Genomic DNA, 25,348 nt, shown 5'->3' with positions numbered 1-25,348 from the left:
AATCATAATTTTTTAAAAATTAATAAAAAAAGTTAAAAATAATTAGTAGGAAAAAATATATAAAGTATAAAATTTAACGTTTTACATCGGCTTTTTAAGGCAGTTTGTCGATGAAATATTTTTTTTTTATTTTATTTAACATTATTTTTGACCGATAAAATAAATTTCGCAAGTAGTATTGTTTTTTAACTAAATAATAAATACGTTTACGGACTTTTAATAATGAATAGAAAATCCCAAATTTATATGAAGAAGTTTATTGCATTTGCAGCAATGTTAACACTAGTAATCGGCTGTGGTAAGTCAGGTGACAAAGGTGAATTGGTTGGTGTTACAGGAGGGAAATGGCATCCTGAAAAACCTTATGGAATGACTTTGGTTCCAGGTGGATCTTTTATCATGGGTAAATCAGATTCTGATTTGGCTAATGTGGAAGATGCTCCAACTAAGACAGTAACAGTACGTTCATTTTATATGGATGAAACTGAAATTACAAACAGTGAGTACCGTCAGTTTGTAGAGTGGGTAAAAGACTCTACTTTAAGAGTTCGTCTTGCTATCTTAGCTGATGAAACTGGACAGAAAGGAACTCCAGATTCTAAAGGAAAAAAAGGTGGAAGTATTGCTGATTATGCATTTAACGACTCAGATCCTGAAAAAATGACTGCTTATGATAAATATATGTACGACAACTACTATAGTGTTGGTACAAAAGATGATCCGTATGCAGGAAGAAAATTAAACAGAAAAGTAAAACTTATTAAAGATACAAAAGCATATCCAGATGAATATTACGCTGAAGTAATGGATTCTATGTATCTTCCAATAGAAGAATCATACAATGGTCTAAGAACTATTGATGTAAATAAATTGAAATTCCGCTATTCTTGGATGGATATTCAAGCTGCTGCAAAAGCAAAAGTTGGAAAAAGAAGTGATTTCGTTAAGACTGAGCAGGTAAAAATCTACCCTGACACTGCAGTTTGGATTAAAGATTTCTCTTATTCTTATAATGAACCAATGCATAATGATTATTTCTGGCACAAAGCTTACGGAGACTATCCTGTAGTTGGTGTGACTTGGAAACAAGCCAAAGCTTTCTGTGCTTGGAGAACATTAAACAAAAACAGTTATATCAAATCTAAGAAAAAAGGTCGTGATTTAGTTAACTCATTCAGATTGCCAACAGAAGCAGAATGGGAGTATGCTGCAAGAGGAGGTCTGGAATCTGCAACTTATCCTTGGGGAGGTCCTTACACTAAGAGTGACAGAGGATGCTTCATGGCTAACTTCAAACCAAACAGAGGAGATTACGCTGCTGACGAAGCTTTATATACTGTTGAAGCAAGATCATATGAGCCAAATGGCTATGGATTATACAACATGGCAGGAAACGTTTCAGAATGGACTGACTCTGCTTACAATCCAAATGCTTACGAATATGTTTCTACAATGAATCCAAACGTAATTGATGGTAAAAACCAAAGAAAAGTAGTTCGTGGAGGTTCTTGGAAAGATGTAGCTTACTTCCTGCAAGTAGGTACTCGTGACCACGAATATGCTGATTCTGCAAGAAGTTATATCGGATTCAGAACTGTACAAGATTACATGGGAACACAATCTACAGGAAACAGTACTAGAAGAAAGTAAATTTATAATTTAATCAATATCCAACAAATCTATTTTAAAAACCTAAAAAAAAAATTATTATGGCATTATTAAGTAAAAAGACAATGAATTTCGCTTATGGTATGGGAGCGGCAGTAGTAATCGTTGGAGCTTTATTCAAAATTACTCACTTTGAAATTGGACCATTAACGGGAACGGTTATGCTTTCAATCGGTCTTTTAACTGAGGCTTTGATTTTCGCATTATCTGCTTTTGAACCTGTTGAAGATGAGTTGGATTGGACTCTTGTTTACCCAGAATTAGCAAACGGTCAAGCTAGAAAAAAAGAAGTAAAAGCTGAGACTGCAACTGATGCTCAAGGTTTATTGTCTCAAAAACTTGATTCATTATTGAAAGATGCTAAAATTGACAGCGAATTAATGGCAAGTTTAGGAAATTCTATCAAAAATTTCGAAGGAGCTGCAAAAGCAATTTCTCCTACAGTAGATTCTATTGCTGGTCAAAAGAAATACGCTGAGGAAATGTCTTTAGCTGCTGCACAAATGGAATCTTTAAACAGTTTATATAAAGTACAATTAGAAAGTGCTTCAAGAAACGCTCAAGCAAACAGTGAAATTGCTGAAAATGCTTCTAAATTAAAAGAGCAAATGGCTTCTATGACAGCTAACATCTCTTCTTTAAACAGCGTTTACGGTGGTATGCTTTCTGCAATGAGTAACAAAGGATAATTAGTTTTTAACTAGATATAAATTTTATTAATTAAGAACTAATTAGAAAAAAATGGCAGGAGGAAAATTAACCCCTAGACAGAAGATGATTAACCTGATGTATCTGGTTTTCATCGCAATGTTGGCAATGAACGTATCAAAAGAAGTAATATCTGCTTTTGGTTTGATGAATGAAAAGTTTGAAGCTGCAAACACTGCTTCAGTAAAAACAAATGAAGATTTATTGTCTTCTATAGATTTAAAAGCTTCTGAAGCAAAAGGAGAATTTATCAAAGCTGCTGAAACATCACATAAAGTTCAAGCTATATCAAAAGAATTTTATGAGTATATCGGAAGTTTAAAAACTCAGTCGATTCATGGTTTTGAAATTGATAAAGAAACTGGGAAATTACCTTACGAGGCAATGGACAGAGGTGATAATATCGATGACTGGTTTACTGGTGACGGTTATACAAGCAAAGGAAATGCTATTATTGCTAAAATTCAAAAGTATAAAGCAGATATGAAAGCTGCTTTGACAGATCCTAAAAATAAATACGGTAATATCATCGCTGAAATTGAAAAGAAATTTGATGTTTCTGATGTAAAAAACAAAGACGGTATAAAAGAAAAATACTTAGCTTACCATTTTAAAGGTTTCCCTGCAATTGCTACTGCTGCTAAACTTTCAGCTTGGCAGAATGACGTTAAAAAAGCAGAAACTGATGTTTACAACAGTGCTTTAGGAAAAGCGGCGGTTGCTGCTGCTTCTTACAGCAATTATAAAGCAATTGTAGTTTTAGACAAAAATGCATACTTCCAAGGAGATCCTGTAACAGGTAAAGTTGTTTTAGGTCGTTATGATGAAAACACTAAACCAACATCATTTACAGGTCCTGGTAAAATTGATGCTAACGGACAAGCTATCATCTCTATGACTGCTGGTGGAATTGGTGAACAAAATATTAATGGACAATTTACATTCTTAGAAGATGGAAAAACTATTCCACTTAAATTTGAAGGTAAATATGTTGTAGTACCAAGACCAAACTCTGCAACTATTTCTGCAGATAAAATGAATGTTGTTTATAGAGGTGTTGTAAACCCTATGACAATTTCATTTGCTGGAGTTTCAGATAAAGATGTTGTTGCTTCTGCACCTGGTTTAACAAAAGTTGGTAATGGAAAATATCAAATGAGTCCAGGTCAAGGAACTGAAGTATCAATCAATGTTACTGCTAAATTACCTGACGGTAAAGCTGTATCTGATAAAAAAGTTTTCAGAATTAAAGGTATTCCTGGTCCAACAGGAACAATTAGAGGTGAGATGGGAGTTGTTAAAGGTCCTAGATCTAACTTAGAGATTGCTACCATTGGAGCTAAATTACTTGACTTCGATTTTGAAGTTGGTTTAGATGTTGTAGGATTCAATATGAAAATTGCTGGACAGCCAACGGTAGTTGTTACAGGAAACAGAATGAATGCTCAGTGTAAACAAGTACTTTCAAGAGCTGGTAAAGGAGACCAAGTTACTATTTCTGAAATTAAAACTAAACTGGTTGGTGCAGGTAGTTATTTATTGCCAAGAACTGCTCCAGTAATTTACGAAATACAATAATAAAGTAGTGTAAGCTACGTTCAATATCTTATAATGATATCATGATGAAAGTAAGAAATTTTTTAATAGCTGTTGTTTCTATCGCTGGAGGTTTTGCTTCTAATGCGCAGTCAAACCTGCTAAACGCTAAAACACCTGCCCAGATAGGACTTAAAACTCCTGCACAGCTTATCTCAGATAATGATAAACCATTGGCTTATGGTTATGTTGATGATAGAGATGTTTTGATGGGAAAAACTACTTGGGAAATCATTGATTTGAATGAGAAAATTAATTTTCCTATGTATTTCCCTGTAGATACAGCTAATATTGGTCCTAACAGACGTTCTCTTTATGACGTGCTGACAAAAGCTATTAAAAGTGGTAAAGTAACCGAAGTATACACTGATAGTTACTTTAATACTAAAAAATCTATGAAAGACATCGAAGGATCATTATCTCGTATTGATACAACTGATGCTGGTAGAGAGTTAATCAACCAATACCCAGATGACTACAAATCACGTGTTGTGAAGAAAAAAGTGGTTACTGGAACTGGTAAAAACAAAAAGGTTAATTATGTTGAAGAAACTGTTGGACCATCAAGAACGGTTCCTGCAGAGTATATTCTGAAACAAGACCTTACTGCAGCAGATGTTACGCAGTATAAAATTAAAGGGTACTGGTATTTTGACAAACGTCAGAGTGAATTGAAATATCGTTTACTAGGAATTTGTCCAGTAACTCCAGACGTTTATACAATGAATAGTGATGAGAAGGATTATATTGAATTGTTTTGGGTTTTCTTCCCAAATGCTAGAGAAGCCCTGCATGAAGCAAAAGCTTTTAACGACAACAATTCGGCTCTTCCGATTTCATTTGATCAGATTATGAATTCAAGACGTTTTAATGCAGTAATCTATAAAGAAGAGAATCTTTACGGAGATAGAGCAATTAGCGATTATATGAAAGATAACGCTCAAAACCAATTATTAGAGTCTGAAAGAGTGAAAGAGAAAATTCGCAATTTCGAACAAGATATGTGGAATTACTAAAATACTGCATACGAATATATCTAAAAACTCCTACTGTTTCAGTAGGAGTTTTTTGTTTTCTAGCAACTTGGTTTCTTATATATTTGAGTAGAAGGCCAGTTCATAAGCTTTTTTTTCGTAAATTTAAATATTGTAAGAAAAATTACAATATTTCTTACAATGATACGTTTAATTTCTTATAATATTTATAATGATGAAAATAGGGAATTTTTTACTAGTAATTGTATGGCTTTGTGTCGGTCTTACTTCTAAGGCACAGTCGAATCTGCTTAATGCCAAAACTCCGGATCAGATTGGACTTAAGACAGCAGCTCAACAGATTTCAGATAATGATAAGCCATTGTCTTATGGTTATGTTGATGATAAAGATGTTTTGATGGGAAAAACGGTTTGGGAAATTATTGATTTGAATGAAAAGATTAATTTTCCGTTATACTTTCCCGTTGATACGGCAAATATTGGGTCAAATAGGCGTTCGCTTTATGATGTTTTAACTAAAGGTATCAAAAGCGGAAGGATAACAGAGGTTTATACAGATAGTTATTTTAATACGAAAAAAACACTTAAGGATATACAAGATGCTTTGTCAAGAGTAGATACCACCGATGCAGGGAGGGAATTAATTAACCAATATCCTGATGACTACAAGTCACGTGTGGTGAAGAAAAAAGTGGTTACTGGGACAGGGAAAAATAAAAAGGTTAATTATGTTGAAGAAACTGTTGGACCAAAACGAACGGTTCCAGCAGAATACATTTTGAAACAGGATTTAACCGCTGCTGATGTTAGTCAGTATAAAATAAAAGGGTTTTGGTACTTTGATAAGCGTCAGAGTGAGCTAAAGTACCGCTTGCTGGGTATTTGTCCTGTTACGCCTGATGTTTTTACAATGAACAGTGATGAGAAGGATTACATCGAATTATTTTGGGTGTTTTTTCCCAATGCAAGAAATGTTCTCCACGAAGCAAAAGCATTTAACGATAAGAACTCTGCCATGCCGATTTCATTTGATCAGATTTTAAACTCAAGATATTTTAATTCTATTATTTATAAAGAAGAAAATGTTTATGGCGATAGAGAGATTAAAGATTATGTTAAGGATAATGCTCAAAGTCAATTGCTAGAATCTGAACGAGTAAAAGAGAAGATTCGCAATTTTGAAGAAGACATGTGGAATTACTAAGCTTTTGTGCCAAATTATAAGAAAAACTCTTGCTACCTTTGTACCAAGAGTTTTTTTATTTTATCTACATTATAATGCTTGATTATTTAATCGTCGGATCTGGGCTTGCCGGAATTTCATTTGCTGAAATAGCACTTAAAAACAATAAATCTATTTTAGTTGTTGATGATAAATCGCAGAATTCTTCCAGAATAGCTGGTGGTTTGTACAATCCAGTAATTTTGAAACGTTTTAGTGAAGTGTGGAATGCAAAAGAGCACTTGGTTTTGATGAATGAATTTTATGATCAGGTTGAAGATAAGCTCCAAGAAAAATTCAATTTTAGAATGCCGATTCTTAGAAAGTTCTTTTCGATTGAAGAACAGAACAATTGGTTTGCTGCTTCTGATAAAATTAACTTAGCTCCTTTTTTGTCTACAAAACTGATTACTAAAAAATATCAAAGTATTGATTCTCCTCACGATTACGGAGAAGTCTTGCATACAGGATATATAAAGACCGGACAATTATTAGAAAGTTACAGAGAATATTTGAAAGAGAATAATTTGCTTCTGGAAGAATCTTTCCACAGTTCTTTTTTGGATTTTCTTGATTCCGGTATTCAGTATAAAAATATTAAAGCTCGCCATATAATATTTGCCGAGGGTTTCGGACTGCATAAAAATCCATATTTTAATTATCTGCCTTTGGACGGAACAAAAGGTGAATTGTTTTTAATAAAAGCACCTGATTTAAAATTAGATGTTATTGTTAACACAAGTGTTTTTATTCTTCCAATAGGAGGTAATTTGTTTAAAGTCGGAGCAACTTACAACTGGCATGACAAAACAGATCTTCCCACAGAAGAAGGTAAAAAAGAACTTTTGGATCGAATTAAGGAAATTATTACATGCGATTTTGAGATTGTAAAACATTTTGCCGGCGTGCGTCCAACAGTTGCTGATAGAAGGCCGATTATTGGAACTCATGAGGCCTATAAATCTATCCACCTCCTTAACGGATTAGGAACACGTGGAGTAATGTTGGGGCCAGCTTTGGCAAAAATGTTATTTAATCATATCGAACATGGAACTCCAATTGACAAAGAAGCCGATATTAAAAGATTTCACAAAAGATATTTAAAATCACTTAATGCTTACCGGCTTTAGGGTCATAAGAAACAAACATATTAATATATAGATTCCTCGACAGACGCAGAACAAAAGGAAAGAGAACAATCAATGTAATAATGATTGACAAAAACGACTGCTCTATAGTGCTTCCGAAAAAAACAAAAGAAACGATAAAAGCCGCAACTCCGACCGCTACATTCAAAGCATAGCTTACATACATTGCGCCATAGAAGAAAGAAGGCTCAATTAGGTATTTAAAACCACAGTGGCTGCAGTGGTCATTCATTTTTAAAACTTTGGTTAAATTAAGCGGATTTGTATCTTCATACATGCTTTCGCTTTGACATTTAGGACAGCTTCCAGTTAGAATACTGTTTAATTTTGATCCCTTTTTGAGCATTATTATTCTAATTTGATTGTTGTTGGACTGGGGAATGTAGCTCCTGCTTTTTCAAAAAAGTAGTTCACAATCTTTTTTAATCCTTCTCTTACAGATTTGTGTTGCAAATATAATGTTTTTGCATGGATTATAATCTGTCAATAATTCGTTTAACGGTGTAAATCGGCGTTGTTTAAACATAAAGTAAATATTGTTAATAAAAATTACGCCTTTTACGGAAACCCACATTTTACTTCATCTGCTTTTTTGTATCATTGTATGTTTAAATTTTTTTAAAAAGTATTAGAATGGCAATAAATTTACAAAAAGGACAAAAAATTGATATTGGATTGTCAAAAATTTCTGTAGGATTAGGCTGGGATCCAAATGAAGGTACCGGACACGATTTTGACTTAGATGCTTCGGCTATTATGATAAATTCTGATCGTAAACTTTTAGGAGAAAGTTATTTTGTTTTTTATAATAATCTAAAATCTCCTGATGGAGCATTAGAGCATACGGGAGACGATCCTACCGGAGGAAACAGCGATGGAGATGACGATGAGGCAATTAAAGTTGATTTGGGTAAAATTGACCCGAATGTGCAGGAAGTTCTTTTTGTGGTTACTATCGAAGACTATGAAAGAAGAAAACAGAATTTTGGACAGGTACGTAATTCTTATATCAGAATCGTAGACGATTCTAATGGCCAGGAAATTGCAAAATACGAACTTGATGAGGATTTTTCTGTTGAAACAGGTGTTGAATTCGGAAGATTGTACAAACGAAATGATCAATGGAGATTTGAAGCTTCTGGAGTTGGATATAGAGCTGATTTGGGCTTTTTTCTAGAAAAGTACTATTCAGGAGAAATTATAAAATAACAGCTTTTAAGATTCAGTTATAATCACACATTATTTTGAACATAGATTACAAAAATTACAGTCATCTTTCATTTGATTTATGGCTTACCTTAATCAGGTCTAATCCTGAATTCAAAAAAAAGAGAAATTTATTGTTCAAAGACTTTTTTGAGATAGATTCTTCAATTGAAAAAATCAGCGAAGTTGTTCGTTATTATGATGTTCTGTGTAATAACATTAACGAAAAAACAGGATTAAATTTAAGTACGTATGAAATTTATTACCTAATTTTAGGCGCTCTCGAAGTCAATTTGGAAGCAAATGGACTGGAGAAGTTAGGTGATTTTTATAATGAAACGGAGCATTTGTTCTTTGCATATAAGCCCGAGTTAATTTTTACTGAAACAAAATCATTGTTTAATGAGATAAGGTCAGAGGAAAAATCAATTAATATATTGAGTAATACCGGATTTATAAAAGGGAAGACGCTCAGGAAACTTATCGATCATTATGGATTGACAGATTTGATTTCGTTTCAGATTTATTCTGATGAAGTTGGATTTTCGAAACCAAACAAAGAGATTTTTCAACTGGTTTTTGATAAGGTAAATGAATCTAAAAAAGTTGAAAAGAATGAAATACTGCATATTGGCGACAACAGTATTGCAGATTATAATGGAGCAGTTAGTTTTGGTTTTGGAGCGCATTTATTAAAAATTTAGAAGTGAATAAAAGTTATAGTTTACATAAAATTACTGATGAAGAAAACTGCCCATTTAAAGAAGCAGAATACAGTAAATTTAAATTTGGATCTAAGTCTTATGCAGAGAAGTTTGCAAAAGAATTATTTGCAGGATTTGTTAATGAGTTTGGCGAGTGTGTTTTATCTGGAGGAGAAATTGTGATTTTGCCAAGTCCGTATTTGTCTATTCCAACAGCATCAAACTTTTTATGTTATTATTTTAAAAAAGAATTAAACAGCTTTTTGTTTAAAAACGGCAAAAAAGCAAGTATTGAATCAAAAATCTACAGAAATCAGACCTATGTTACCGATTACGGAAATCTGGATTTTGAAGAAAGGGTAAAATTAATTTCTAATGATACCTATTATATTGACCGAAATTTTATAGAGGGCAAATTATGTATTTTTGTTGATGACATCAAAATTACTGGAAGCCATGAACATACAGTCAATAAAATATTGAATCAGTACAATGTAAATGGTGATTTTGTTTTTGTTTATTACGCAGAATTGGCAAATAAAGAAATTCATCCAAAAATAGAAAACCATTATAATTATTTTGCAGTAAAAAATGTCGAAGACATTGTGCAGATAATCAATAGTCCCTGTTTTCAGTATAATACCAGAATTGTAAAATTCATTTTAAGTTTTAATGAAGAGCAATTCGATTTTTTAATAAATAATATTTCGGCAGAAAAAAGCAACGAATTATTTCATCTGGCAATAAGCAACAATTATCATCAGATTTTAGAATATAAAACAAACATTAATGTTATCAAAATAGATTAATTATGGCTATCAATTTACAAAAAGGACAACGCGAAAATATCAACGCACCAAAATTTACAATAGGTTTAGGATGGGATACAAACAACAGCAGCACAGGTTCAAGTTTTGATCTTGATGCTTCGGTTTTTATTTTAGGAGACAACGGAAAGATTCTTTCAGATTCTCATTTTGTTTTTTACAACAACCTAAAATCACCTGATGATTCGGTTATACATACCGGAGATAACTTGACAGGAGATGGTGACGGAGACGATGAACAAGTAAAAATTGATTTGACAAAAATTAATCCATCGGTAAAAGAAATCTGTATTGTAGTAACAATTCATGACGCGGTAGATAGAAAACAAAATTTCGGACAGGTTAGAAATTCTTTTATCAGAATTGTAGATGACAGCAACAACCAAGAAATGGTTAAATACGAACTTGAAGAAGATTTTTCTATAGAAACTGCTGTCGAATTCGGAAGAATTTACAACAAGGACGGTCAATGGAAATTTGAAGCAATGGGGGTTGGAATGAAAGGCGGATTAGAGGATTATTTAAATAAATACAACTAAGATATTATGGCAATTAATTTAGAAAAAGGACAGCGTATTAATCTTGAAAAAAGCAACGGTTCAAAATTACAAAACATTTGTGTTGGCGTAAACTGGGGGGCAATCGAGAAAAAAGGTTTTTTCGGAAGCAAGAAAGAAGCCGTTGATTTAGATGCAAGCTGTGCGGTATATGATGATAAAAAAAATCATATTGATTCTGTAAATTTTAGAAAATTAGTATCAAATGACCGTGCTATCAAACATAGCGGAGATGATTTGACTGGAGATTTAAACGGAGACGACGGATTGGATAATGAGGTTATCACGTTAGATTTTGCACAATTATCACCAGCAGCAAATTATGTGGCATTTTTTATAAACAGCTTTAGAGGCCAGGATTTCAAAGATATTCCGTTTGCTTCTATCAGAATTTATGAAGGAACACCAACAAGAGTAACTCAGGAATTTGCACGTTTTGATGTAGCAAACGACGCTACTTTTGCAGGAAATGTTTCGATGGTTTTAGGAGTTTTTTATAAAAGAAACGACGAGTGGAAATTCAGCGCTGTAGGAGTTCCTACAAATGACAAGAAGTTAGAGCAGACTATCGTGACTATTCAACAAAATCATTTATAAAAATGGAAGGAAATCAATTGATTACACAAGAAAATACTTCTTTGATTGACAAAGACGGAAATGTGAATTTGACTTCAATTACTGAAGCTGAAGTAAATAGTTATAAATCTATTTCGAATCAGATAAATGAGAATGATGCCAATTCGATTTTAAACTATGGAGCCGACATTCAAAATTCTATTGCAAGACAAAGTGATACTTTTTTGACCAATGTAAGAACTTATAATTCTGGCGAAGTCGGATCTTTGATTAATGATTTATTGACAGAACTTAATTACGTAGACGTAGATGAGCTGAATCAAGGACCTTTTAAGAGATTTATTTCAAAAATTCCGTTGTTGAATAAATTGGTTATAGATGTCAAAAAATTATTTCAGCAGTACGATAAAATTACTGTAAATATTGATAAAATCAGTAATAAGGTCAAAGCCGGAATGATCAATTCTGTAAAGGATAACAGTGCACTTCAGACAATGTTTGACGGCAATGTGAATCTGATTAAAGAAATGGAAAAACACATTATAGCAGGACAGATTCGTTTTAAGGAATTGAACGAAGAATTGGCTGTAATGGAAGCAAATCCGACTCAGTATCAGGATTATCAGATTTCAGATAAAAGAACTTTCGTAAACCGCCTTGACAAACGTCTGGCTGATATGAAAATTGTTCGTTTTATTATGCTTCAGTCTTTGGCACAGATTCGTGTGGTGCAGAACAACAACACTTCTATCGCCGAAAAAGCGCAGTCTATCTTGACAACAACAATGCCGGTTTGGAAAAACCAATTGACACTTGCTGTTGCACTTCAAAGACAAAAACAAAACATTGAAGTTCAAAGAAGAGTATCAGAAACAACGAACACCATTTTGCAGAAAAATGCTGAAATGCTGAAACAAAACAGTATCGAAGTTGCAAGAGAAAATGAAAATACGGTTGTGTCTCTGGAAACTTTAAAAATGACCACCAAATCATTAATTGATACTTTAACAGAAGTAAAACAAATTCACGAGCAAGGCACAGAAACCCGAAGACAGCTTGATGCTGGATTACAAAGTCTTGAAGCCGAATTAAAAAAAGGGGTTATAAGCTAAATTGAATAAGGAATTTATTGAATGCAAGAGGAAGAGGAAAGGTACGTTCAAATAATAAACGATAGCAGCAGAAAGCTGGTGGTTTTAAAATTGTTGTCCAATTTTTTTAACCACAAGGACTTTGTTGGCGTTTTGGTAAGAACAAAAGTCATTCATTCCCTTTTTCAAAAGAATCAGACATTAGATATTAACAAGCTCGAACTGTTTCATATACAATACACAAACAGTTTGATTGATTTGTTTCAGAAAATTAAAAAATCAAAAGAAAGACAGTACAGTCTTGTTTCAGACGAAATATATATCAATAACGATATTATTGCAAAACTGAAATCAGAAATCGGAAAAGAAGAATTTGCAAGCCTCGCAAAAGAACATGCAGAAAAAATGTCTCAAAAAATTGAACAGCTGTATAACATCTTTGCTTCAGATTTAAATCTGTCTTTTGATTGGAAAGATATAATCTCTTTTTCTGATAGTACAAAAACAGAATATTACAGAGAAATTACTATCGAACAGTATGAACAGCTGGCGTTGGTTAAGAAGAGTTTGTACGAAAACAAACATGCGAAGTTTGAAAAAAAACTTTTAGGAAGACTGAACATATTGAAATTTAAAATCAAGTTTTTGTGCGGTTTGGTTTGTAATAATGAAATTGTAGAAGTTTACGAATTCAGAGATTCAAATGATTTGTTTGTTTTTGTTGGAAACGAAAAAGCTTTTTATCTAATTGAAAATGAAATGGCAAAAGGAATTGATCTATCAAAAAACAATTCTGCCAAAGGTGAAATTATTCAACAGCTGGAGGATAAAAATATCGCGCTGGAACAAGAATTAAGCATCATTAAAACTTCGTTGCCCGAAAATGTGCAGGAAGTACTGAAAGATTATTTAAACAAAATTTCGTCGGTTGACTTTTTGGAAGATTTGCAAAATGTAGACGAACAGACGAATATTTTAAAATCAATGTTAAATATTAATATTAATTAAAAGATAAAATGGCAATTAATTTAGAAAAAGGTCAAAGGCAGAGTATTGATGCTCCGAAGTTTACAGTAGGTCTTGGATGGGATAGTAATTCGAGCAACACTGGGTCAAGTTTTGATGTAGATGCTTCGGTATTTTTAGTTGGTGCAAATGGAAAAATTCCAAATGACAACCATTTTGTTTATTATAATAATTTAAAATCTCCAGATGAAGCGGTAATTCATGCAGGAGACAATTTAACTGGAGACGGTGACGGAGATGATGAAAAAATCCAAATCGATTTGTCTAAAATTTCTGCAGATGTACACGAAATCTCTTTTGTGGTAACTATTCATCAGGCAGAAACAAAAAGACAGAATTTTGGACAAATCAGAAATTCTTTTATCAGAATTCTGGATCAAGCAAATACTGAATTGGTTAAATACGAACTTGACGAAGATTTCTCTATTGAAACTGCTGTAGAATTTGGAAGACTTTACAAAAGAAATAACGAATGGAAATTTGAAGCAGTCGGAATTGGTATGAAAGGCGGCTTACAAGATTATTTAAATAAATATAATTAATTAAAAACCCAATTTTAAAAACATGGCAATTAACTTAACTAAAGGGCAAAAAATTGATTTGCGTAAATCAAGTGGAGAGACATTAACAAATTTTTGTGTCGGTGTAAACTGGGGAGCAATTGAAACAAAAGGATTCTTAGGATTATCAAAGAACATTACAGAAGTAGATTTAGATCTTAGCTGTATTTTGATTAACGACCAGAACCAACTTTGCGATCATTTGTATTCTCCATTGTACAGAGTAGAAGTATTACAGCAGTTTGGTTTACCAAAAGGTAAATTATTAAGTGCTGACGGCGCTCTTAAACATACAGGTGATGATCTTGCTGGTGATACAGGAGGAGATGACGGTTTAGATAACGAAATTATTACTGTAGATCTTTCTAAAGTTGATTCTAAAGTATCACAAATATTTTTCTTTTTGAATAATGCCGGAAAAGAAGATTTCTCTCAAATTCCATATGCAAAAATCAGAATGTACGAAGGAACTCCGACAAGAGTAGTTTCAGAGTTTGCATCTTACAATGTATCTGCAGAAGCACAGTATGTAAACAAACGCTCAATCATTATGGGTAAATTATACAAAAGAAACGGCGAATGGAAATTTAGTGCAATCGGAGACCCGACAGACGATACTTTCTTAGGTCAGACTATTCACAAAATTGTAAAATCGTACCTATAATGCAAATCAAAAACATAGAAGGACTAAGAGTTGCGCAGGTACGCGACCTAGTACACCAAGGTGGTAAATTTGTAATTTTCCCATATACTATTTCATTCGTATTGATGACTTTAAAAAGAAGTTCAGATATCTATTTCATCAGACCAGATGAAAGTTCATTTAAATATTCTTGGGGTTACGCTGTATTGAATTTAGTAGTAGGATGGTGGGGATTTCCATGGGGGCCAATTTACACCATAGGTTCTGCTTACCACCATGTTGTAGGAGGTAAAGATTTAACTCAAGAAGTAATGAGTCACTTGACACAGCACGATCCAGAGGCCGATACAAGCACTTACAACATTGACGGCGTTCAGAGTTCAAATCAAGGAAACAGCTCAGCTGCCGAAACACCAACCTATAATATTCCTGTATAAATCGTTACAACCATGAGAAGACTGCCTGTATATTTATTATTAGATACATCTGGTTCAATGACCGGAGAGCCAATTGAAGCTGTAAAAAATGGAGTTCAAATGATGATTAGTTCATTACGCCAGAATCCTCAGGCAATTGAAACTGCTTTTTTAAGCGTCATTACTTTTGATACTACAGCGCAGCAGCTGATTCCTTTAACTGATTTGGCTTCTTTTCAGATGGTCGATCTTAAGGCATCTGGAGTTACGGCTTTGGGTGAAGCATTAAGATTAACCGCTCAAAAGATTGAGTCTGAAGTTGCCAAAACAACAACAGAACAAAAAGGCGATTGGAAACCATTGGTATTTATCATGACAGACGGAATTCCGACAGATAACTGGGAAAACGGGCTGAATGAATTTAAAAAAGCTAGAATTGCTTTTACCGTGGCCTGTGCAGCAGGAGGCGGGGCAGATGCCGCTATTCTAAAAAAGATTACAGATAATGTAGTCAGTCTGGATACGGCAGACAGTGCCAGTATTGGCAAGTTTTTTCAATGGGTAACCGCTTCGATTGGAGTAACCTCGACAAAAGTCGAAGATTCAGGAAAAGAATTTACAAATCTAAAAGAATTACCTCCGCCTCCATCAGAATTAAACATTATCGTTTAAGAACTGAAAGGCGGAGTTATATATTTTTTGACTGAAAATTAAAAAATAACAGCAATTGATGTTATGAGCAGCACTTTTCAATTTCTGATATGAAATTCTAAAGTCAGTAATTTTCATTGTTATAACATTTTTTTTGAAAGTGATATGAGAAGACTACCAGTATATTTTTTATTAGATACCTCAGGTTCTATGTACGGAGAACCAATTCAGGCCTTAAACAATGCTTTAAGCGGAATGGTCAATACGTTACGTTCAGATGCTCAGGCTTTAGATTCGCTTTGGATCAGCATTATTACTTACGATCGTGAGGTAAAAGAAATTGTGCCACTTACAGAACTGGTTCATTTTCAGCTTCCCGAAATCACTTGCCCGCAAAGTGGTCCGACGAATACTGGAGCAGGTTTGGATTTTGTCATTCAAAAAGTAAAAAGAGATGTTATAAAAGGTTCTGCAACGCAAAAAGGCGATTGGAAACCATTGCTTTTTGTTTTTACAGATGGAAAACCTTCTGATATTCAATTGTACAGAGAAAAAACGCAGGAAATAAGAAACTTAAGCTTTGGTGCTATTGTAGGATGCGCTGCCGGACATATGGCAAACGACGAAATTTTAAAAGAATTGACGGATAATGTAGTACATCTGGCTTCTGCTGATAGTTCTACGTTGAAGCAATTTTTTAAATGGGTGTCAGAAACCATCGAGCAGGGTAACAAGAGCCAAGGAACAGGAGAAAGCGTTACATTGCCTCCTCCGCCAAGCGAAATAACCGTTGTGATTTAATTTGAAAAAAAATGCTTGATTCATTAGTAACATTTACAGAGGTACTCATAAAAGTCGGTAAGGCTGCAGATGAAATGTATTACGAGGGAAAAGACGAGGAATTTGAAGCGATGGTTTTAAGTCCAGAGCAAATTTTGGGTTCTATGAACATCGATGATATCAATATTTGCTATGAAACCTCAACTGTTGCTAATTTTGAGATAAAAAATGTAGAACAGACTTTAAGACAACATTATCAAAAAAATGATTTTGCTATAAAAGATGTTATCATTCGTAAAAACTGCGCCTATATAAAAATAATGCATGATATTCCGTTAAATGGAGGAAACAGATGTTACGGAACTGCTTTCTCAGTTAATTATATCGAACCCAATAATGGCGTTTCAATTTACGGATACTATACAAAAAATAGTGACGAGAGACAGGCTTTTAAAGAAATTGCAAACGAATTGATAAAAGTATTTTCATAATGAATGCTCTAAAAATTATTGTCCAGATTCTGATTGTCGGACTGTTCTTGTATTCAAAATTACTGCCTTACAAAGACAGGCTGAATTCACAATACAAATCTATTTTTGATTTTTTCAACAGTATATTTTCACCCATATTCAATTTCCTCAAACCAATGATCAAACCTTTTCAGGTCGGAACTGGTCTTGCGGTGGATATGACACAGATTGTACTTTTAGTTGTTTTTTTAATGATATTAAATTTCCTTTAAAATGAGAAGATTACCGATATATTTTCTAATTGATATTTCTGAATCAATGGTTGGAGAACCGATTCAGCAGGTTGAAGAAGGTTTAGCTACTATTATTCAGGCCTTAAAAACAGATCCACATGCGTTGGAAACTGTTTTTGTTTCGATAATCGTATTTGCTGGACAGCCTAAAACACTGGTTCCGTTACAGGAAATAGTGAGTTTTTATCCTCCAAAATTTCCAATAGGAAGCGGTACATCTTTAAGCAAAGGTCTCGGACATTTAATGTACGAATTGAGAAGCAATATCGTAAAAACGACTTATGAAGTAAAAGGTGACTGGAAACCTATAGTTTTCTTATTTACTGATGGAGTTCCTACAGACGATACTCAGGCTGCGATTAATGAATGGAAACAAAACTGGCAACGTACAGCCAACTTAATTGCGATTTCTTTCGGAAGCGAAACAGATACAAAATTATTAGGCGAGTTGACAGAAAATGTACTTCATTTTAAAAACACAAATGTACAATCGTACAAAGAGTTTTTTAAATGGGTAACCGATTCTATTAAAACAAGCAGTATAAGTGTTGAAAATAATTCGACTGGTTTTGAATTGGCAAAATTAGATGGTGAAACACTTTCTAAAATAGATTTGACCAAAGAAGCTCCTAACCGCCAATATGTTGATGATAATTTTGTGGTTTTGAACGGAAAATGTCAAAACACAAAAAGACCGTATTTGATGAAATACCGCAAAACGATTGCAGAATCTATTTATGCGGGAATTGAATTATCGTCTAAAAATTACCGATTGGTTGGTGCTTATCAAGTTGATAATTCTTATTTTGAATTGGCAGATTCTGGCAATTTTAACAACAAAGTCAATACAGACGAACTGATTGGAGGGCCAACTTGTCCTTGCTGCGGTAATCAAGTGGCGTTTGCAGTTTGCGTTTGTCAAAAAATACATTGTATTGGAGATGAGCAGATCAGCACTTGTCCGTGGTGTGGCAATCAGGGGAGTTATGGCTGCGGAGAAGGCGGTTTTGATGTAAACAGAACTCAGGGATAATTTTATGGATGACACCAAAAGATATATACAGTCTTTTTTATCCCAAAAGAAAATCGATATTTCATCAAGAAAAGCAGCTCTTTTTGAGGAATTTGCTTCGAATGAAATCAATATCAATGCAGTAAAAATAATTCAGGAACACCAAAAAATAATCATGCAGAATTGGATTTTGAAAAATAGAATTGACGATATTTTGACACAAGCCGTTTTAATTCCGAACGGGACTGTCAACAAAAAATATCAGGCCAAAATTGATTTTGCAGCTTTGGGCTGGAATGATATTGTTTTTTTTGAAATCAAAGGTTTAGAAAATTCAGGTTTAATATTTGATTTGAATGATGAAATACTTTACGGAGTACCAGAAATAAGCGGTGATTTAAAATTAAAAGCATTGTTTAGGATTGAAGGCGAACCAGAAGATTCTGTTTTGAATGAAAAGATAATTACACTTATCGTAAATCCAGATCCAAAATCATTATGGAAAAATCTAGAAAGCGATAAAAACGACCCATTCTGGAAATCAGACATTGCCACAGTTTCAGATAAATTTTTAGATAAAAATATTGTAATCGCTTCTAAAAGAGGAAGAAGTCATGCCAATGCAGGTTCTTTTCGTGAAGATGATTTTGCATTTAAAAATTTTAAAGAAATCGGTTGGAGTGTGGCTGCGGTTTCAGACGGCGCTGGTTCAGCAAGTTTGTCAAGACAAGGTTCTAAACTTGCGTGCAATTCGGTTATCGAATATTTTGAAGAGAATTTAAATGCGGAAGCTTTTAAAGAATTTGATGCTGTTTTGGCAGAACACCATAAAAAAGTTACCGATGAAACTTCAAAAAAAATAAGCCATTTTGTGTATCATAATCTTTCAAAAGCAGCTTATTTTGCCCATCAGAAGATTGAAGAGGCAGCTTTGAAAAGTGAAGCGGAATTAAAAAATTTCCACGCTACTCTAATTTTTGCTTTGGTTAAAAAATACGATTTTGGATATGCCGTACTGACTTTTGGAATCGGTGATTGCCCAATCGGATTATTGAATAAGGAACTTACTGAAATCAAATTAATGAACTGGCTTGATGTAGGCGATTTTGGAGGTGGTACGCGATTTATAACAATGCCGGAAATTTTTCAAAATGATAAATTTTCTTCAAGATTTGGTTTTAAACTGATTGACGATTTTTCGTATTTGATGCTGATGACGGACGGAATTTACGATCCTAAATTTGTAGTGGAAGCGAGTTTGGAGAAAATTGAAAAATGGAATGAATTCCTAAATGATCTACAAGGAAATAATGAAGACGGAATTAAAGTCGAATTTAATAAAGATAATACTGAAATTGCAGCACAGCTTTCTGAATGGATGGATTTTTGGAGTCCAGGAAACCATGATGACAGAACGCTCGCTATAATTTACTAAATCATGAGTATAATAACTGTAAAATCAATTAACGATCCTGCAAAATCCTATCAGTTTGTCGATAATGGCGAACCGATGCGCGGTGGTGTAAAGGATGTTTATTTTAGTCCTGATAAAAAATATGTCGTAGCCATTTTTAGAGAAAAACTGGATTTTAACCAAAAAGAAAGGCTACAGCGCATTACGAACAAATACCTTTCGCAGATTCAGAATGGCGAAGCTGGCGATTATTATCTGAAAGAAGTCTACCGATGGCCGACAGATGTAATCGAACATAAAGGATTAACTGGAATTATCGTGCCAATTTACGACATGAAGTTTTTCTTTAAGAAAGGTTATGAAACCAGTGATTTAATTCAAGGAAAAGAAAAAAACGGAAAGTGGTTTGCAGGTTCTAAATTTAGAAATCCCGCATTTCCGCTTCGTGTTGCAAAATCTGAATTAGGAGATTGGCTGAGTTATTTTCAGGTCTGTGTTAATTTGGCACGAGGTGTAAAAAAAATGCACGCCATGGGATTGGCGCATTCTGATTTGTCATATAATAATGTTTTGATAGATCCGATTCAGAAATCGGCTTGTATGATTGATTTGGACGGATTGGTAGTGCCAGGGTTATTTCCCGCAGAAGTAATCGGAACGGCTGAGTTTATTGCGCCAGAAGTACTTTCGACCAAACATTTGGACAAAGCAGATCCCAACCGAAAACTGCCAAGTCGATTAACCGATTTGCATGCGTTGCCAGTTTTAATTTACATGTTTCTGCTTCACAGGCATCCATTAAAAGGAGGAAAAGTACACGATTTGGATACTGAAAAAGACGATTTGCTTTCGATGGGAGAAAAAGCGATGTTTATAGAGCATCCAACAGACCCGACAAATCGTCCAAAGCTTAACCAGGTATCAAAGTGGGATCTTCCTTGGGCGGACATAGATAAACTTCCTTATACACTTACAGGGCCTTATTTAAAGGCATTATTCGATAAAGTTTTTGTAGACGGGCTTCACAACCCGATGCAACGTCCAAATGCTGAAGAATGGGAAATTGCTTTATTGAAAACCACCGATTTGATGCAGCGTTGCCACAATGTTTCGTGCGACCAGAAATGGTATGTTTTTGATAATACCAACAGTCCGAAATGCCCGTTTTGCGGTACGCCTCACAAAGGAACACTTCCCGTTTTAGATTTGTATTATCAATTTCAGGATACCGTTTGGAAGCCCGAAAATCATAGGCTGATGGTTTATAATGATCAATATTTGTTTCAATGGCATGTTAATCGTAATATTGTGAGAAATGAGAAAATAACACCTCAGCAGAAACTGCCAGTAGGTTATTTTACTTTTTTTAATGATAAGTGGGTTTTTGTCAATCAGAAACTGACTTCATTAAAAGATTTAACAGAAGACAAGGAAATTCCAATTGGAACGATGATCGAACTTACAGACGGTAAAAAAATACTTCTTTCAAATGAAGAAGGAGGTAGAGTGATAGTAGTAACAATGGCCAATACATAATAAAATTTTAACTTAATCAATTATTTAAAAAATGAATCAACACCCAATCTTTTCAGAACACCCCGGTTTAATTATCGTTTTTGCGGTTGCCGTAGTCATAATGCTGCTGCTGGATTTAGGAATCTTTAATAAAAAAAGCCACGTTGTAAGCAATAAAGAGGCTATCACTTGGTCATTAGTCTGGATTAGCTTAGCGATGATTTTCAGTGGTCTAGTGTACCATTTTGCGGGAGCGGCGAAATTTTACGAATTTCAATCTGCTTATTGGATCGAAAAAGCACTTTCTGTAGACAACCTTTTTGTTTTTATTTTAGTTTTTAAGTTTTTTGATGTCGCTAATCAGAATAAACATAAAGTTTTATTTTGGGGTATCATTGGAGCCTTGGTTTTAAGAGCTATATTTATATTCTCAGGTGCTTTCTTAATCGAATTGACGTATTTGAACAAGCTTTTAGGCCTTGCGGGAATAGAAGGATTTAAGTACGACATTAACTTGATTATGACTGCTTTTGGTCTGTTCTTGGTTTATGCAGGTATCAAATCATGGTCTTCAGGAGACGACGACGACGATGAAGATTACAACAATACACGTGGTGCAAGATTGATCAGAAAGTTTTTTAAAGTAAGCGATAAATACGACGGCGATAAATTCTTTACTTTTGAAAACGGTAAAAAGCTAGCAACACCGCTTTTAGTAGTTGTGGCAGTAATTGAATTTACAGATTTATTGTTTGCAGTAGATTCTATTCCGGCAATTTTTGCAATTTCAAACGATCCATTTATCCTGTATACTTCAAATATTTTTGCAATTTTAGGATTAAGAGCATTGTTCTTTTTATTGGATAACTTCATTCACTTATTCAGTAAATTACAATATGGACTTGCCATTATCCTTTCTTTTATCGGAATTAAAATGATCATTTCGCCATTTTACCATATCGATTCTATTTACTCTTTATTAGTAATTGGAGGAGTTCTTATCATTTCTGTAGTTGCGTCTATTTTGCTTCCTGAGCCAAAAGAAGAATAAGGAAATAAAATATAATTTTAAGCGGATGAAAAGAAATCAATTTTCATCCGCTTTTTTATTGGCGTCAAATCAAGGTTTCAAAACATAAACGGCTAAAATTCAAAAAGAAATAAAAATAACTGCAGTTTTATTTGTTTTGCTGTCAACAGCAGAAACTTAAATTAATTATCATACTTTTGCACTTTCAAAAAAAGCAGTGATTTTTCATCAGAACTGCTTAACAATAGTTACAAATTATGCTTAACATACACAATCTTTCAGTTTCTTTTGGTGGGACTTATTTATTTGAAGAAGTTACTTTTCGTTTAGGTGCAGGCGACCGTGTTGGTCTTGTGGGTAAAAACGGAGCCGGTAAATCGACAATGCTTAAAATGCTAGCCGGAGATTTTAAACCCGATTCAGGAGTCATTTCACAGGAAAAAGACATCCGAATGGGCTTTTTGCGTCAGGACATTGATTTTGAACAAGGAAGAACTGTTTTAGAAGAAGCATATGAAGCTTTTACAGAAATTAAGATTGTAGAAAAAAAATTAGAACAAATCAATCATCTATTGGTAACCAGAACCGATTATGAAAGCGAGGAATATGGACAGATTATCGAAGATTTGTCTGATTACACACATCGTTTTGAACTTTTAGGTGGTTACAATTATGTAGGAGATACAGAGAAAATTCTTTTAGGTTTAGGTTTTAAAAGAGAAGTGTTTAACAATCAGACGGAAACTTTTTCTGGAGGATGGAGAATGCGTATCGAATTGGCTAAATTGTTATTGCAGTCCAATGATGTTTTATTGCTGGATGAGCCTACGAACCACTTGGATATCGAAAGTATTATCTGGTTGGAAAATTTCCTTCGAAATTATCCGGGAGTTGTGGTAATTGTATCGCACGATAAAATGTTTTTAGATAATGTAACAAATCGTACTATCGAAATTTCGTTAGGAAAAGCATACGATTTCAATAAACCTTATTCACAGTATTTGGAATTGCGTCATGAAATCCGCGAAAAGCAATTAGCAACGCAAAAAAATCAGCAGAAAAAGATAGAGGAAACCGAAAAATTAATCGAGAAATTCCGTGCCAAGGCTTCAAAAGCTTCAATGGCGCAGTCGCTGATTAAAAAATTAGATAAAGTAGAGCGAATTGAAGTTGATGAAGACGACAATTCGGTTATGAATATTTCATTTCCAGTTTCGAAAGAACCAGGAAAAGTGGTTATTGAAGCTGAAAATGTAACAAAAGCTTACGGAGACAAAACGATTCTTAAAGATATCAGTTTATTGGTTGAAAGAGGCAGTAAAATCGCTTTCGTTGGACAAAACGGACAAGGAAAATCGACTTTCATTAAAGCATTGGTAAACGAGTTTGAATACCAAGGAAATATCAAATTAGGACACAACGTACAGTTGGGATATTTTGCTCAAAATCAGGCAGAATATTTGGATGGAGAAATAACTTTACTGCAAACGATGGAAGATGCAGCAACCGACACAAACCGTATGAAAGTACGTGATATGTTAGGTTCTTTTCTTTTCCGTGGAGATGATGTAGAGAAAAAAGTAAAAGTACTTTCAGGAGGTGAGCGTAACCGCTTGGCGCTTTGTAAATTATTATTGCAGCCGATTAACGTGTTGTTGATGGATGAGCCGACAAACCACTTAGATATCAAATCTAAAAATGTACTAAAAGCGGCGCTTCAAAAATTTGGAGGAACCTTGCTTTTGGTGTCGCACGACAGGGATTTTCTTCAAGGAATGTCAAATATTGTTTACGAATTTAAAGATCAGAAAATAAAAGAATATCTGGGAGATATCAACTTTTTCTTAGAGCAGCGCAATCTTGAGAATATGCGTGAAGTGGAGAAAAAAGACGTTGTTAAAGCCTCTCCAGTAAAAGAAGTTCCTAAAGTATCATACGAAGATCAGAAAAAAGGAAAAGCGCTTCAGAATCGATTGAGCAAAATCGAAAGCCAGATTCAGCAATTAGAAAAAGATATTCAGCACGATGATAAAATGCTGGCTTCTAATTATGATAAACACGCAGAAGACGCTTCATTTTTTACCGCATACAACAAAAAGAAACAAGAATTAGATCAATTGCTTACCGACTGGGAAACCGTGCAGGAAGAGATTGATAGTCTTAATGCTTAGATTTTTTGTTTTTGTTTCAAGTTTCAAGTTTCAGGTTATACAGAAACTTGAAACTTGAAACTTGAAACCTGAAACTTGAAACAAATCATCAAATAATTCCAATAGATTTAGAGTGCGCTATTGCTTCTTCACTGTCTTTAAAATAGCAAACCTCAACTTCTAAACTTTCGAGATTTTTCAGAATTTTTAAAGTCGATTCTTTTTTGTTTTTCCCAGTTTGTCTAATATAAACTGCCGTTACCGTAACAGGAAATATTTTGCAAATCCGTTCGTATAAAACCGGATCGTGTTGCGAATCGTCTCCAAGCAATACATATTTTAAGGTTGGATAAAATTCTACGACATGTTTTATTTTTTCAAATTTATGATTATGGCTCCCGCGTCCGCTCATAAAAAAATCGGTCATTCCTCTTTTAATATCTTTTAGCAAAAGAACCGCTTTGGGAAGTTTGTGTATTTTGGTGAATTTTACAATAAAACGATAAAGGTTCCATTCGCTGCTCGAAATATAAAAAAAAGCATTTTGTTCTTCTTCATCGTTTCTTCCTGCGGCGCTTAATGCTTGATAATGCGGAACGACATTCTTAAAAACTTTGCGGTCGTTTACGTTTTTAAACAACAAAATATACAGTTTCATTAGAAAATTCCGCGTATGCGAAATCAGGAAAGTATCATCGATGTCTGAAATAATTCCGAGATTTCCTTTATGCGGTCTTATAAAATTTCCTGTACAATTGATTTTTTGGTTATTGTGAAGAATGTAGGCTTCATAATTCATCCAGCCAAAATGTTCTGCTTTTTCCAACGGTATACAGAATTTAAAATAGCCGTCATCTAATGTTTTGGTATGAATTTCCTGTCCGTCATATTTTAAATAAACATCGAAATTTTCTAAGGTTTTTATGCGGAATAAATTGATGATTGATTTGGCATTTTTTAGGTTTTTTTTCTGAAAATCATAATTAAATTCTCTTTTAAAAACATGCCCCATTACAATTAATTCCTGCTCGTTTGCATAACCTCGATATAATTGTAGAATTGGTCTCATTTGCGTACTTTTATATATGTA

27 protein-coding genes are annotated in these 25,348 nt (G+C 33.9%); 25 read left to right on the top strand and 2 right to left on the bottom strand.

Annotated elements, in window-relative coordinates; genetic code table 11:
• Positions 1 to 246 precede the first annotated feature (246 nt).
• From porK to ACFFLS_RS10280, 6 genes are all read left to right on the top strand, one after another.
• Positions 247 to 1,650 (top strand): T9SS ring complex lipoprotein PorK/GldK, encoded by a 1,404-nt coding sequence (gene porK, locus ACFFLS_RS10305; protein ID WP_379685029.1) that lies wholly within the window; start codon positions 247 to 249, stop codon positions 1,648 to 1,650.
• Between the two features lie 59 nt (positions 1,651 to 1,709).
• Positions 1,710 to 2,357: a type IX secretion system motor protein PorL/GldL gene (gene porL / locus ACFFLS_RS10300; protein ID WP_379685030.1), complete on the top strand. Its 648-nt coding sequence runs from the start codon at positions 1,710 to 1,712 to the stop codon at positions 2,355 to 2,357.
• Positions 2,358 to 2,409: 52 nt separating this feature from the next.
• A complete protein-coding gene (gene porM, locus ACFFLS_RS10295; protein WP_379685031.1) occupies positions 2,410 to 3,954 on the top strand; it encodes a type IX secretion system motor protein PorM/GldM in 1,545 nt (514 codons plus the stop codon).
• 44 nt (positions 3,955 to 3,998) lie between these two features.
• The gene (gene porN / locus ACFFLS_RS10290; protein ID WP_379686363.1) at positions 3,999 to 4,988 is read left to right on the top strand and encodes a type IX secretion system ring subunit PorN/GldN; all 990 of its coding nucleotides are present in this window, start codon (positions 3,999 to 4,001) and stop codon (positions 4,986 to 4,988) included.
• Positions 4,989 to 5,181: 193 nt separating this feature from the next.
• Positions 5,182 to 6,171 (top strand): type IX secretion system ring subunit PorN/GldN, encoded by a 990-nt coding sequence (gene porN / locus ACFFLS_RS10285; protein ID WP_379689376.1) that lies wholly within the window; start codon positions 5,182 to 5,184, stop codon positions 6,169 to 6,171.
• Positions 6,172 to 6,245: 74 nt separating this feature from the next.
• Positions 6,246 to 7,319 (top strand): NAD(P)/FAD-dependent oxidoreductase, encoded by a 1,074-nt coding sequence (locus ACFFLS_RS10280; protein ID WP_379685032.1) that lies wholly within the window; start codon positions 6,246 to 6,248, stop codon positions 7,317 to 7,319.
• Here the strand turns inward: ACFFLS_RS10280 and ACFFLS_RS10275 are convergent.
• A complete protein-coding gene (locus tag ACFFLS_RS10275; protein ID WP_379685033.1) occupies positions 7,300 to 7,683 on the bottom strand; it encodes a DUF983 domain-containing protein in 384 nt (127 codons plus the stop codon). The genes ACFFLS_RS10280 and ACFFLS_RS10275 overlap by 20 nt on opposite strands.
• Positions 7,684 to 7,970: 287 nt before the next feature.
• On the opposite strand from ACFFLS_RS10275, the gene ACFFLS_RS10270 reads away from it, so the two are divergent.
• The 19 genes from ACFFLS_RS10270 (at position 7,971) to ACFFLS_RS10180 (ending at position 24,279) form a co-directional block, all read left to right on the top strand.
• Positions 7,971 to 8,546, top strand: a complete 576-nt coding sequence (locus tag ACFFLS_RS10270) for a TerD family protein (protein ID WP_379685034.1) — start codon at positions 7,971 to 7,973, stop codon at positions 8,544 to 8,546.
• A 35-nt stretch (positions 8,547 to 8,581) separates the two neighbouring features.
• Positions 8,582 to 9,247, top strand: coding sequence for an HAD family hydrolase (locus ACFFLS_RS10265; protein ID WP_379685035.1), 666 nt, complete (start codon positions 8,582 to 8,584; stop codon positions 9,245 to 9,247).
• Positions 9,248 to 9,249: 2 nt separating this feature from the next.
• Positions 9,250 to 10,056 carry a phosphoribosyltransferase family protein gene (locus tag ACFFLS_RS10260; RefSeq protein ID WP_379685036.1) on the top strand — a complete coding sequence of 269 codons (807 nt, stop codon included), beginning with the start codon at positions 9,250 to 9,252 and terminating at the stop codon, positions 10,054 to 10,056.
• A gap of 2 nt (positions 10,057 to 10,058) precedes the next feature.
• Complete coding sequence (locus ACFFLS_RS10255; RefSeq protein WP_379685037.1) at positions 10,059 to 10,613, top strand: TerD family protein; 555 nt, start codon at positions 10,059 to 10,061, stop codon at positions 10,611 to 10,613.
• A gap of 6 nt (positions 10,614 to 10,619) precedes the next feature.
• Positions 10,620 to 11,228, top strand: a complete 609-nt coding sequence (locus tag ACFFLS_RS10250) for a TerD family protein (protein WP_379685038.1) — start codon at positions 10,620 to 10,622, stop codon at positions 11,226 to 11,228.
• Between the two features lie 2 nt (positions 11,229 to 11,230).
• Entirely contained in the window at positions 11,231 to 12,319 is a 1,089-nt protein-coding gene (locus tag ACFFLS_RS10245) for a toxic anion resistance protein (RefSeq protein ID WP_379685039.1), read from the top strand.
• Positions 12,320 to 12,340: 21 nt separating this feature from the next.
• A complete protein-coding gene (locus tag ACFFLS_RS10240) occupies positions 12,341 to 13,306 on the top strand; it encodes a hypothetical protein (protein ID WP_379689350.1) in 966 nt (321 codons plus the stop codon).
• Between the two features lie 8 nt (positions 13,307 to 13,314).
• Entirely contained in the window at positions 13,315 to 13,866 is a 552-nt protein-coding gene (locus ACFFLS_RS10235) for a TerD family protein (RefSeq protein WP_379685042.1), read from the top strand.
• A gap of 22 nt (positions 13,867 to 13,888) precedes the next feature.
• Positions 13,889 to 14,548, top strand: coding sequence for a TerD family protein (locus tag ACFFLS_RS10230; protein WP_379685044.1), 660 nt, complete (start codon positions 13,889 to 13,891; stop codon positions 14,546 to 14,548).
• Entirely contained in the window at positions 14,548 to 14,964 is a 417-nt protein-coding gene (locus tag ACFFLS_RS10225; RefSeq protein ID WP_379685046.1) for a hypothetical protein, read from the top strand. The genes ACFFLS_RS10230 and ACFFLS_RS10225 overlap by 1 nt, the downstream gene beginning before the upstream one ends.
• 12 nt (positions 14,965 to 14,976) lie before the next feature.
• Positions 14,977 to 15,615: a vWA domain-containing protein gene (locus tag ACFFLS_RS10220; RefSeq protein ID WP_379685048.1), complete on the top strand. Its 639-nt coding sequence runs from the start codon at positions 14,977 to 14,979 to the stop codon at positions 15,613 to 15,615.
• 144 nt (positions 15,616 to 15,759) lie between these two features.
• Positions 15,760 to 16,395, top strand: coding sequence for a vWA domain-containing protein (locus ACFFLS_RS10215; protein ID WP_379685050.1), 636 nt, complete (start codon positions 15,760 to 15,762; stop codon positions 16,393 to 16,395).
• An 11-nt stretch (positions 16,396 to 16,406) separates the two neighbouring features.
• A complete protein-coding gene (locus ACFFLS_RS10210) occupies positions 16,407 to 16,865 on the top strand; it encodes a hypothetical protein (protein WP_379685051.1) in 459 nt (152 codons plus the stop codon).
• On the top strand, positions 16,865 to 17,116 hold the full coding sequence (locus ACFFLS_RS10205; RefSeq protein ID WP_379685053.1) for a hypothetical protein: 252 nt from the start codon (positions 16,865 to 16,867) through the stop codon (positions 17,114 to 17,116). The genes ACFFLS_RS10210 and ACFFLS_RS10205 overlap by 1 nt, the downstream gene beginning before the upstream one ends.
• 1 nt (position 17,117) lies before the next feature.
• A complete protein-coding gene (locus tag ACFFLS_RS10200; RefSeq protein WP_379685055.1) occupies positions 17,118 to 18,170 on the top strand; it encodes a TerY-C metal binding domain-containing protein in 1,053 nt (350 codons plus the stop codon).
• Between the two features lie 4 nt (positions 18,171 to 18,174).
• Positions 18,175 to 19,584, top strand: coding sequence for a PP2C family serine/threonine-protein phosphatase (locus ACFFLS_RS10195; protein WP_379685056.1), 1,410 nt, complete (start codon positions 18,175 to 18,177; stop codon positions 19,582 to 19,584).
• Between the two features lie 3 nt (positions 19,585 to 19,587).
• Positions 19,588 to 21,099, top strand: coding sequence for a helix-hairpin-helix domain-containing protein (locus tag ACFFLS_RS10190; protein WP_379685058.1), 1,512 nt, complete (start codon positions 19,588 to 19,590; stop codon positions 21,097 to 21,099).
• 31 nt (positions 21,100 to 21,130) lie between these two features.
• Entirely contained in the window at positions 21,131 to 22,129 is a 999-nt protein-coding gene (locus ACFFLS_RS10185) for a TerC/Alx family metal homeostasis membrane protein (RefSeq protein WP_379685059.1), read from the top strand.
• Positions 22,130 to 22,365: 236 nt separating this feature from the next.
• Positions 22,366 to 24,279 carry an ABC-F family ATP-binding cassette domain-containing protein gene (locus tag ACFFLS_RS10180; protein ID WP_379685061.1) on the top strand — a complete coding sequence of 638 codons (1,914 nt, stop codon included), beginning with the start codon at positions 22,366 to 22,368 and terminating at the stop codon, positions 24,277 to 24,279.
• A gap of 88 nt (positions 24,280 to 24,367) precedes the next feature.
• Here ACFFLS_RS10180 and ACFFLS_RS10175 read toward each other — a convergent pair whose 3' ends face one another.
• The gene (locus tag ACFFLS_RS10175) at positions 24,368 to 25,327 is read right to left on the bottom strand and encodes an App1 family protein phosphatidate phosphatase (protein WP_379685062.1); all 960 of its coding nucleotides are present in this window, start codon (positions 25,325 to 25,327) and stop codon (positions 24,368 to 24,370) included.
• Positions 25,328 to 25,348: the final 21 nt, after the last annotated feature.

Source organism: Flavobacterium procerum, from assembly GCF_042431625.1.
Lineage (GTDB): Bacteria > Bacteroidota > Bacteroidia > Flavobacteriales > Flavobacteriaceae > Flavobacterium > Flavobacterium procerum.
The sequence above is the reverse complement of the archived record's forward strand: the minus strand, read 5'-3'. Positions and strand labels throughout refer to the sequence as shown.

Coding starts and splice junctions, on each gene's coding strand:
- porN (WP_379686363.1), top strand. CDS start 3,999: ATGAAAGTAAGAAATTTTTTAATAGCTGTTGTTTCTATCGCTGGAGGT.
- ACFFLS_RS10215 (WP_379685050.1), top strand. CDS start 15,760: ATGAGAAGACTACCAGTATATTTTTTATTAGATACCTCAGGTTCTATG.
- ACFFLS_RS10255 (WP_379685037.1), top strand. CDS start 10,059: ATGGCTATCAATTTACAAAAAGGACAACGCGAAAATATCAACGCACCA.
- porK (WP_379685029.1), top strand. CDS start 247: ATGAAGAAGTTTATTGCATTTGCAGCAATGTTAACACTAGTAATCGGC.
- ACFFLS_RS10200 (WP_379685055.1), top strand. CDS start 17,118: ATGAGAAGATTACCGATATATTTTCTAATTGATATTTCTGAATCAATG.
- ACFFLS_RS10250 (WP_379685038.1), top strand. CDS start 10,620: ATGGCAATTAATTTAGAAAAAGGACAGCGTATTAATCTTGAAAAAAGC.
- ACFFLS_RS10240 (WP_379689350.1), top strand. CDS start 12,341: ATGCAAGAGGAAGAGGAAAGGTACGTTCAAATAATAAACGATAGCAGC.
- ACFFLS_RS10230 (WP_379685044.1), top strand. CDS start 13,889: ATGGCAATTAACTTAACTAAAGGGCAAAAAATTGATTTGCGTAAATCA.
- porM (WP_379685031.1), top strand. CDS start 2,410: ATGGCAGGAGGAAAATTAACCCCTAGACAGAAGATGATTAACCTGATG.
- ACFFLS_RS10180 (WP_379685061.1), top strand. CDS start 22,366: ATGCTTAACATACACAATCTTTCAGTTTCTTTTGGTGGGACTTATTTA.
- ACFFLS_RS10210 (WP_379685051.1), top strand. CDS start 16,407: ATGCTTGATTCATTAGTAACATTTACAGAGGTACTCATAAAAGTCGGT.
- ACFFLS_RS10220 (WP_379685048.1), top strand. CDS start 14,977: ATGAGAAGACTGCCTGTATATTTATTATTAGATACATCTGGTTCAATG.
- ACFFLS_RS10190 (WP_379685058.1), top strand. CDS start 19,588: ATGAGTATAATAACTGTAAAATCAATTAACGATCCTGCAAAATCCTAT.
- ACFFLS_RS10280 (WP_379685032.1), top strand. CDS start 6,246: ATGCTTGATTATTTAATCGTCGGATCTGGGCTTGCCGGAATTTCATTT.
- ACFFLS_RS10235 (WP_379685042.1), top strand. CDS start 13,315: ATGGCAATTAATTTAGAAAAAGGTCAAAGGCAGAGTATTGATGCTCCG.
- porL (WP_379685030.1), top strand. CDS start 1,710: ATGGCATTATTAAGTAAAAAGACAATGAATTTCGCTTATGGTATGGGA.
- ACFFLS_RS10185 (WP_379685059.1), top strand. CDS start 21,131: ATGAATCAACACCCAATCTTTTCAGAACACCCCGGTTTAATTATCGTT.
- ACFFLS_RS10205 (WP_379685053.1), top strand. CDS start 16,865: ATGAATGCTCTAAAAATTATTGTCCAGATTCTGATTGTCGGACTGTTC.
- ACFFLS_RS10175 (WP_379685062.1), bottom strand. CDS start 25,327: ATGAGACCAATTCTACAATTATATCGAGGTTATGCAAACGAGCAGGAA.
- ACFFLS_RS10245 (WP_379685039.1), top strand. CDS start 11,231: ATGGAAGGAAATCAATTGATTACACAAGAAAATACTTCTTTGATTGAC.
- ACFFLS_RS10270 (WP_379685034.1), top strand. CDS start 7,971: ATGGCAATAAATTTACAAAAAGGACAAAAAATTGATATTGGATTGTCA.
- ACFFLS_RS10195 (WP_379685056.1), top strand. CDS start 18,175: ATGGATGACACCAAAAGATATATACAGTCTTTTTTATCCCAAAAGAAA.
- ACFFLS_RS10275 (WP_379685033.1), bottom strand. CDS start 7,683: ATGCTCAAAAAGGGATCAAAATTAAACAGTATTCTAACTGGAAGCTGT.
- porN (WP_379689376.1), top strand. CDS start 5,182: ATGAAAATAGGGAATTTTTTACTAGTAATTGTATGGCTTTGTGTCGGT.
- ACFFLS_RS10225 (WP_379685046.1), top strand. CDS start 14,548: ATGCAAATCAAAAACATAGAAGGACTAAGAGTTGCGCAGGTACGCGAC.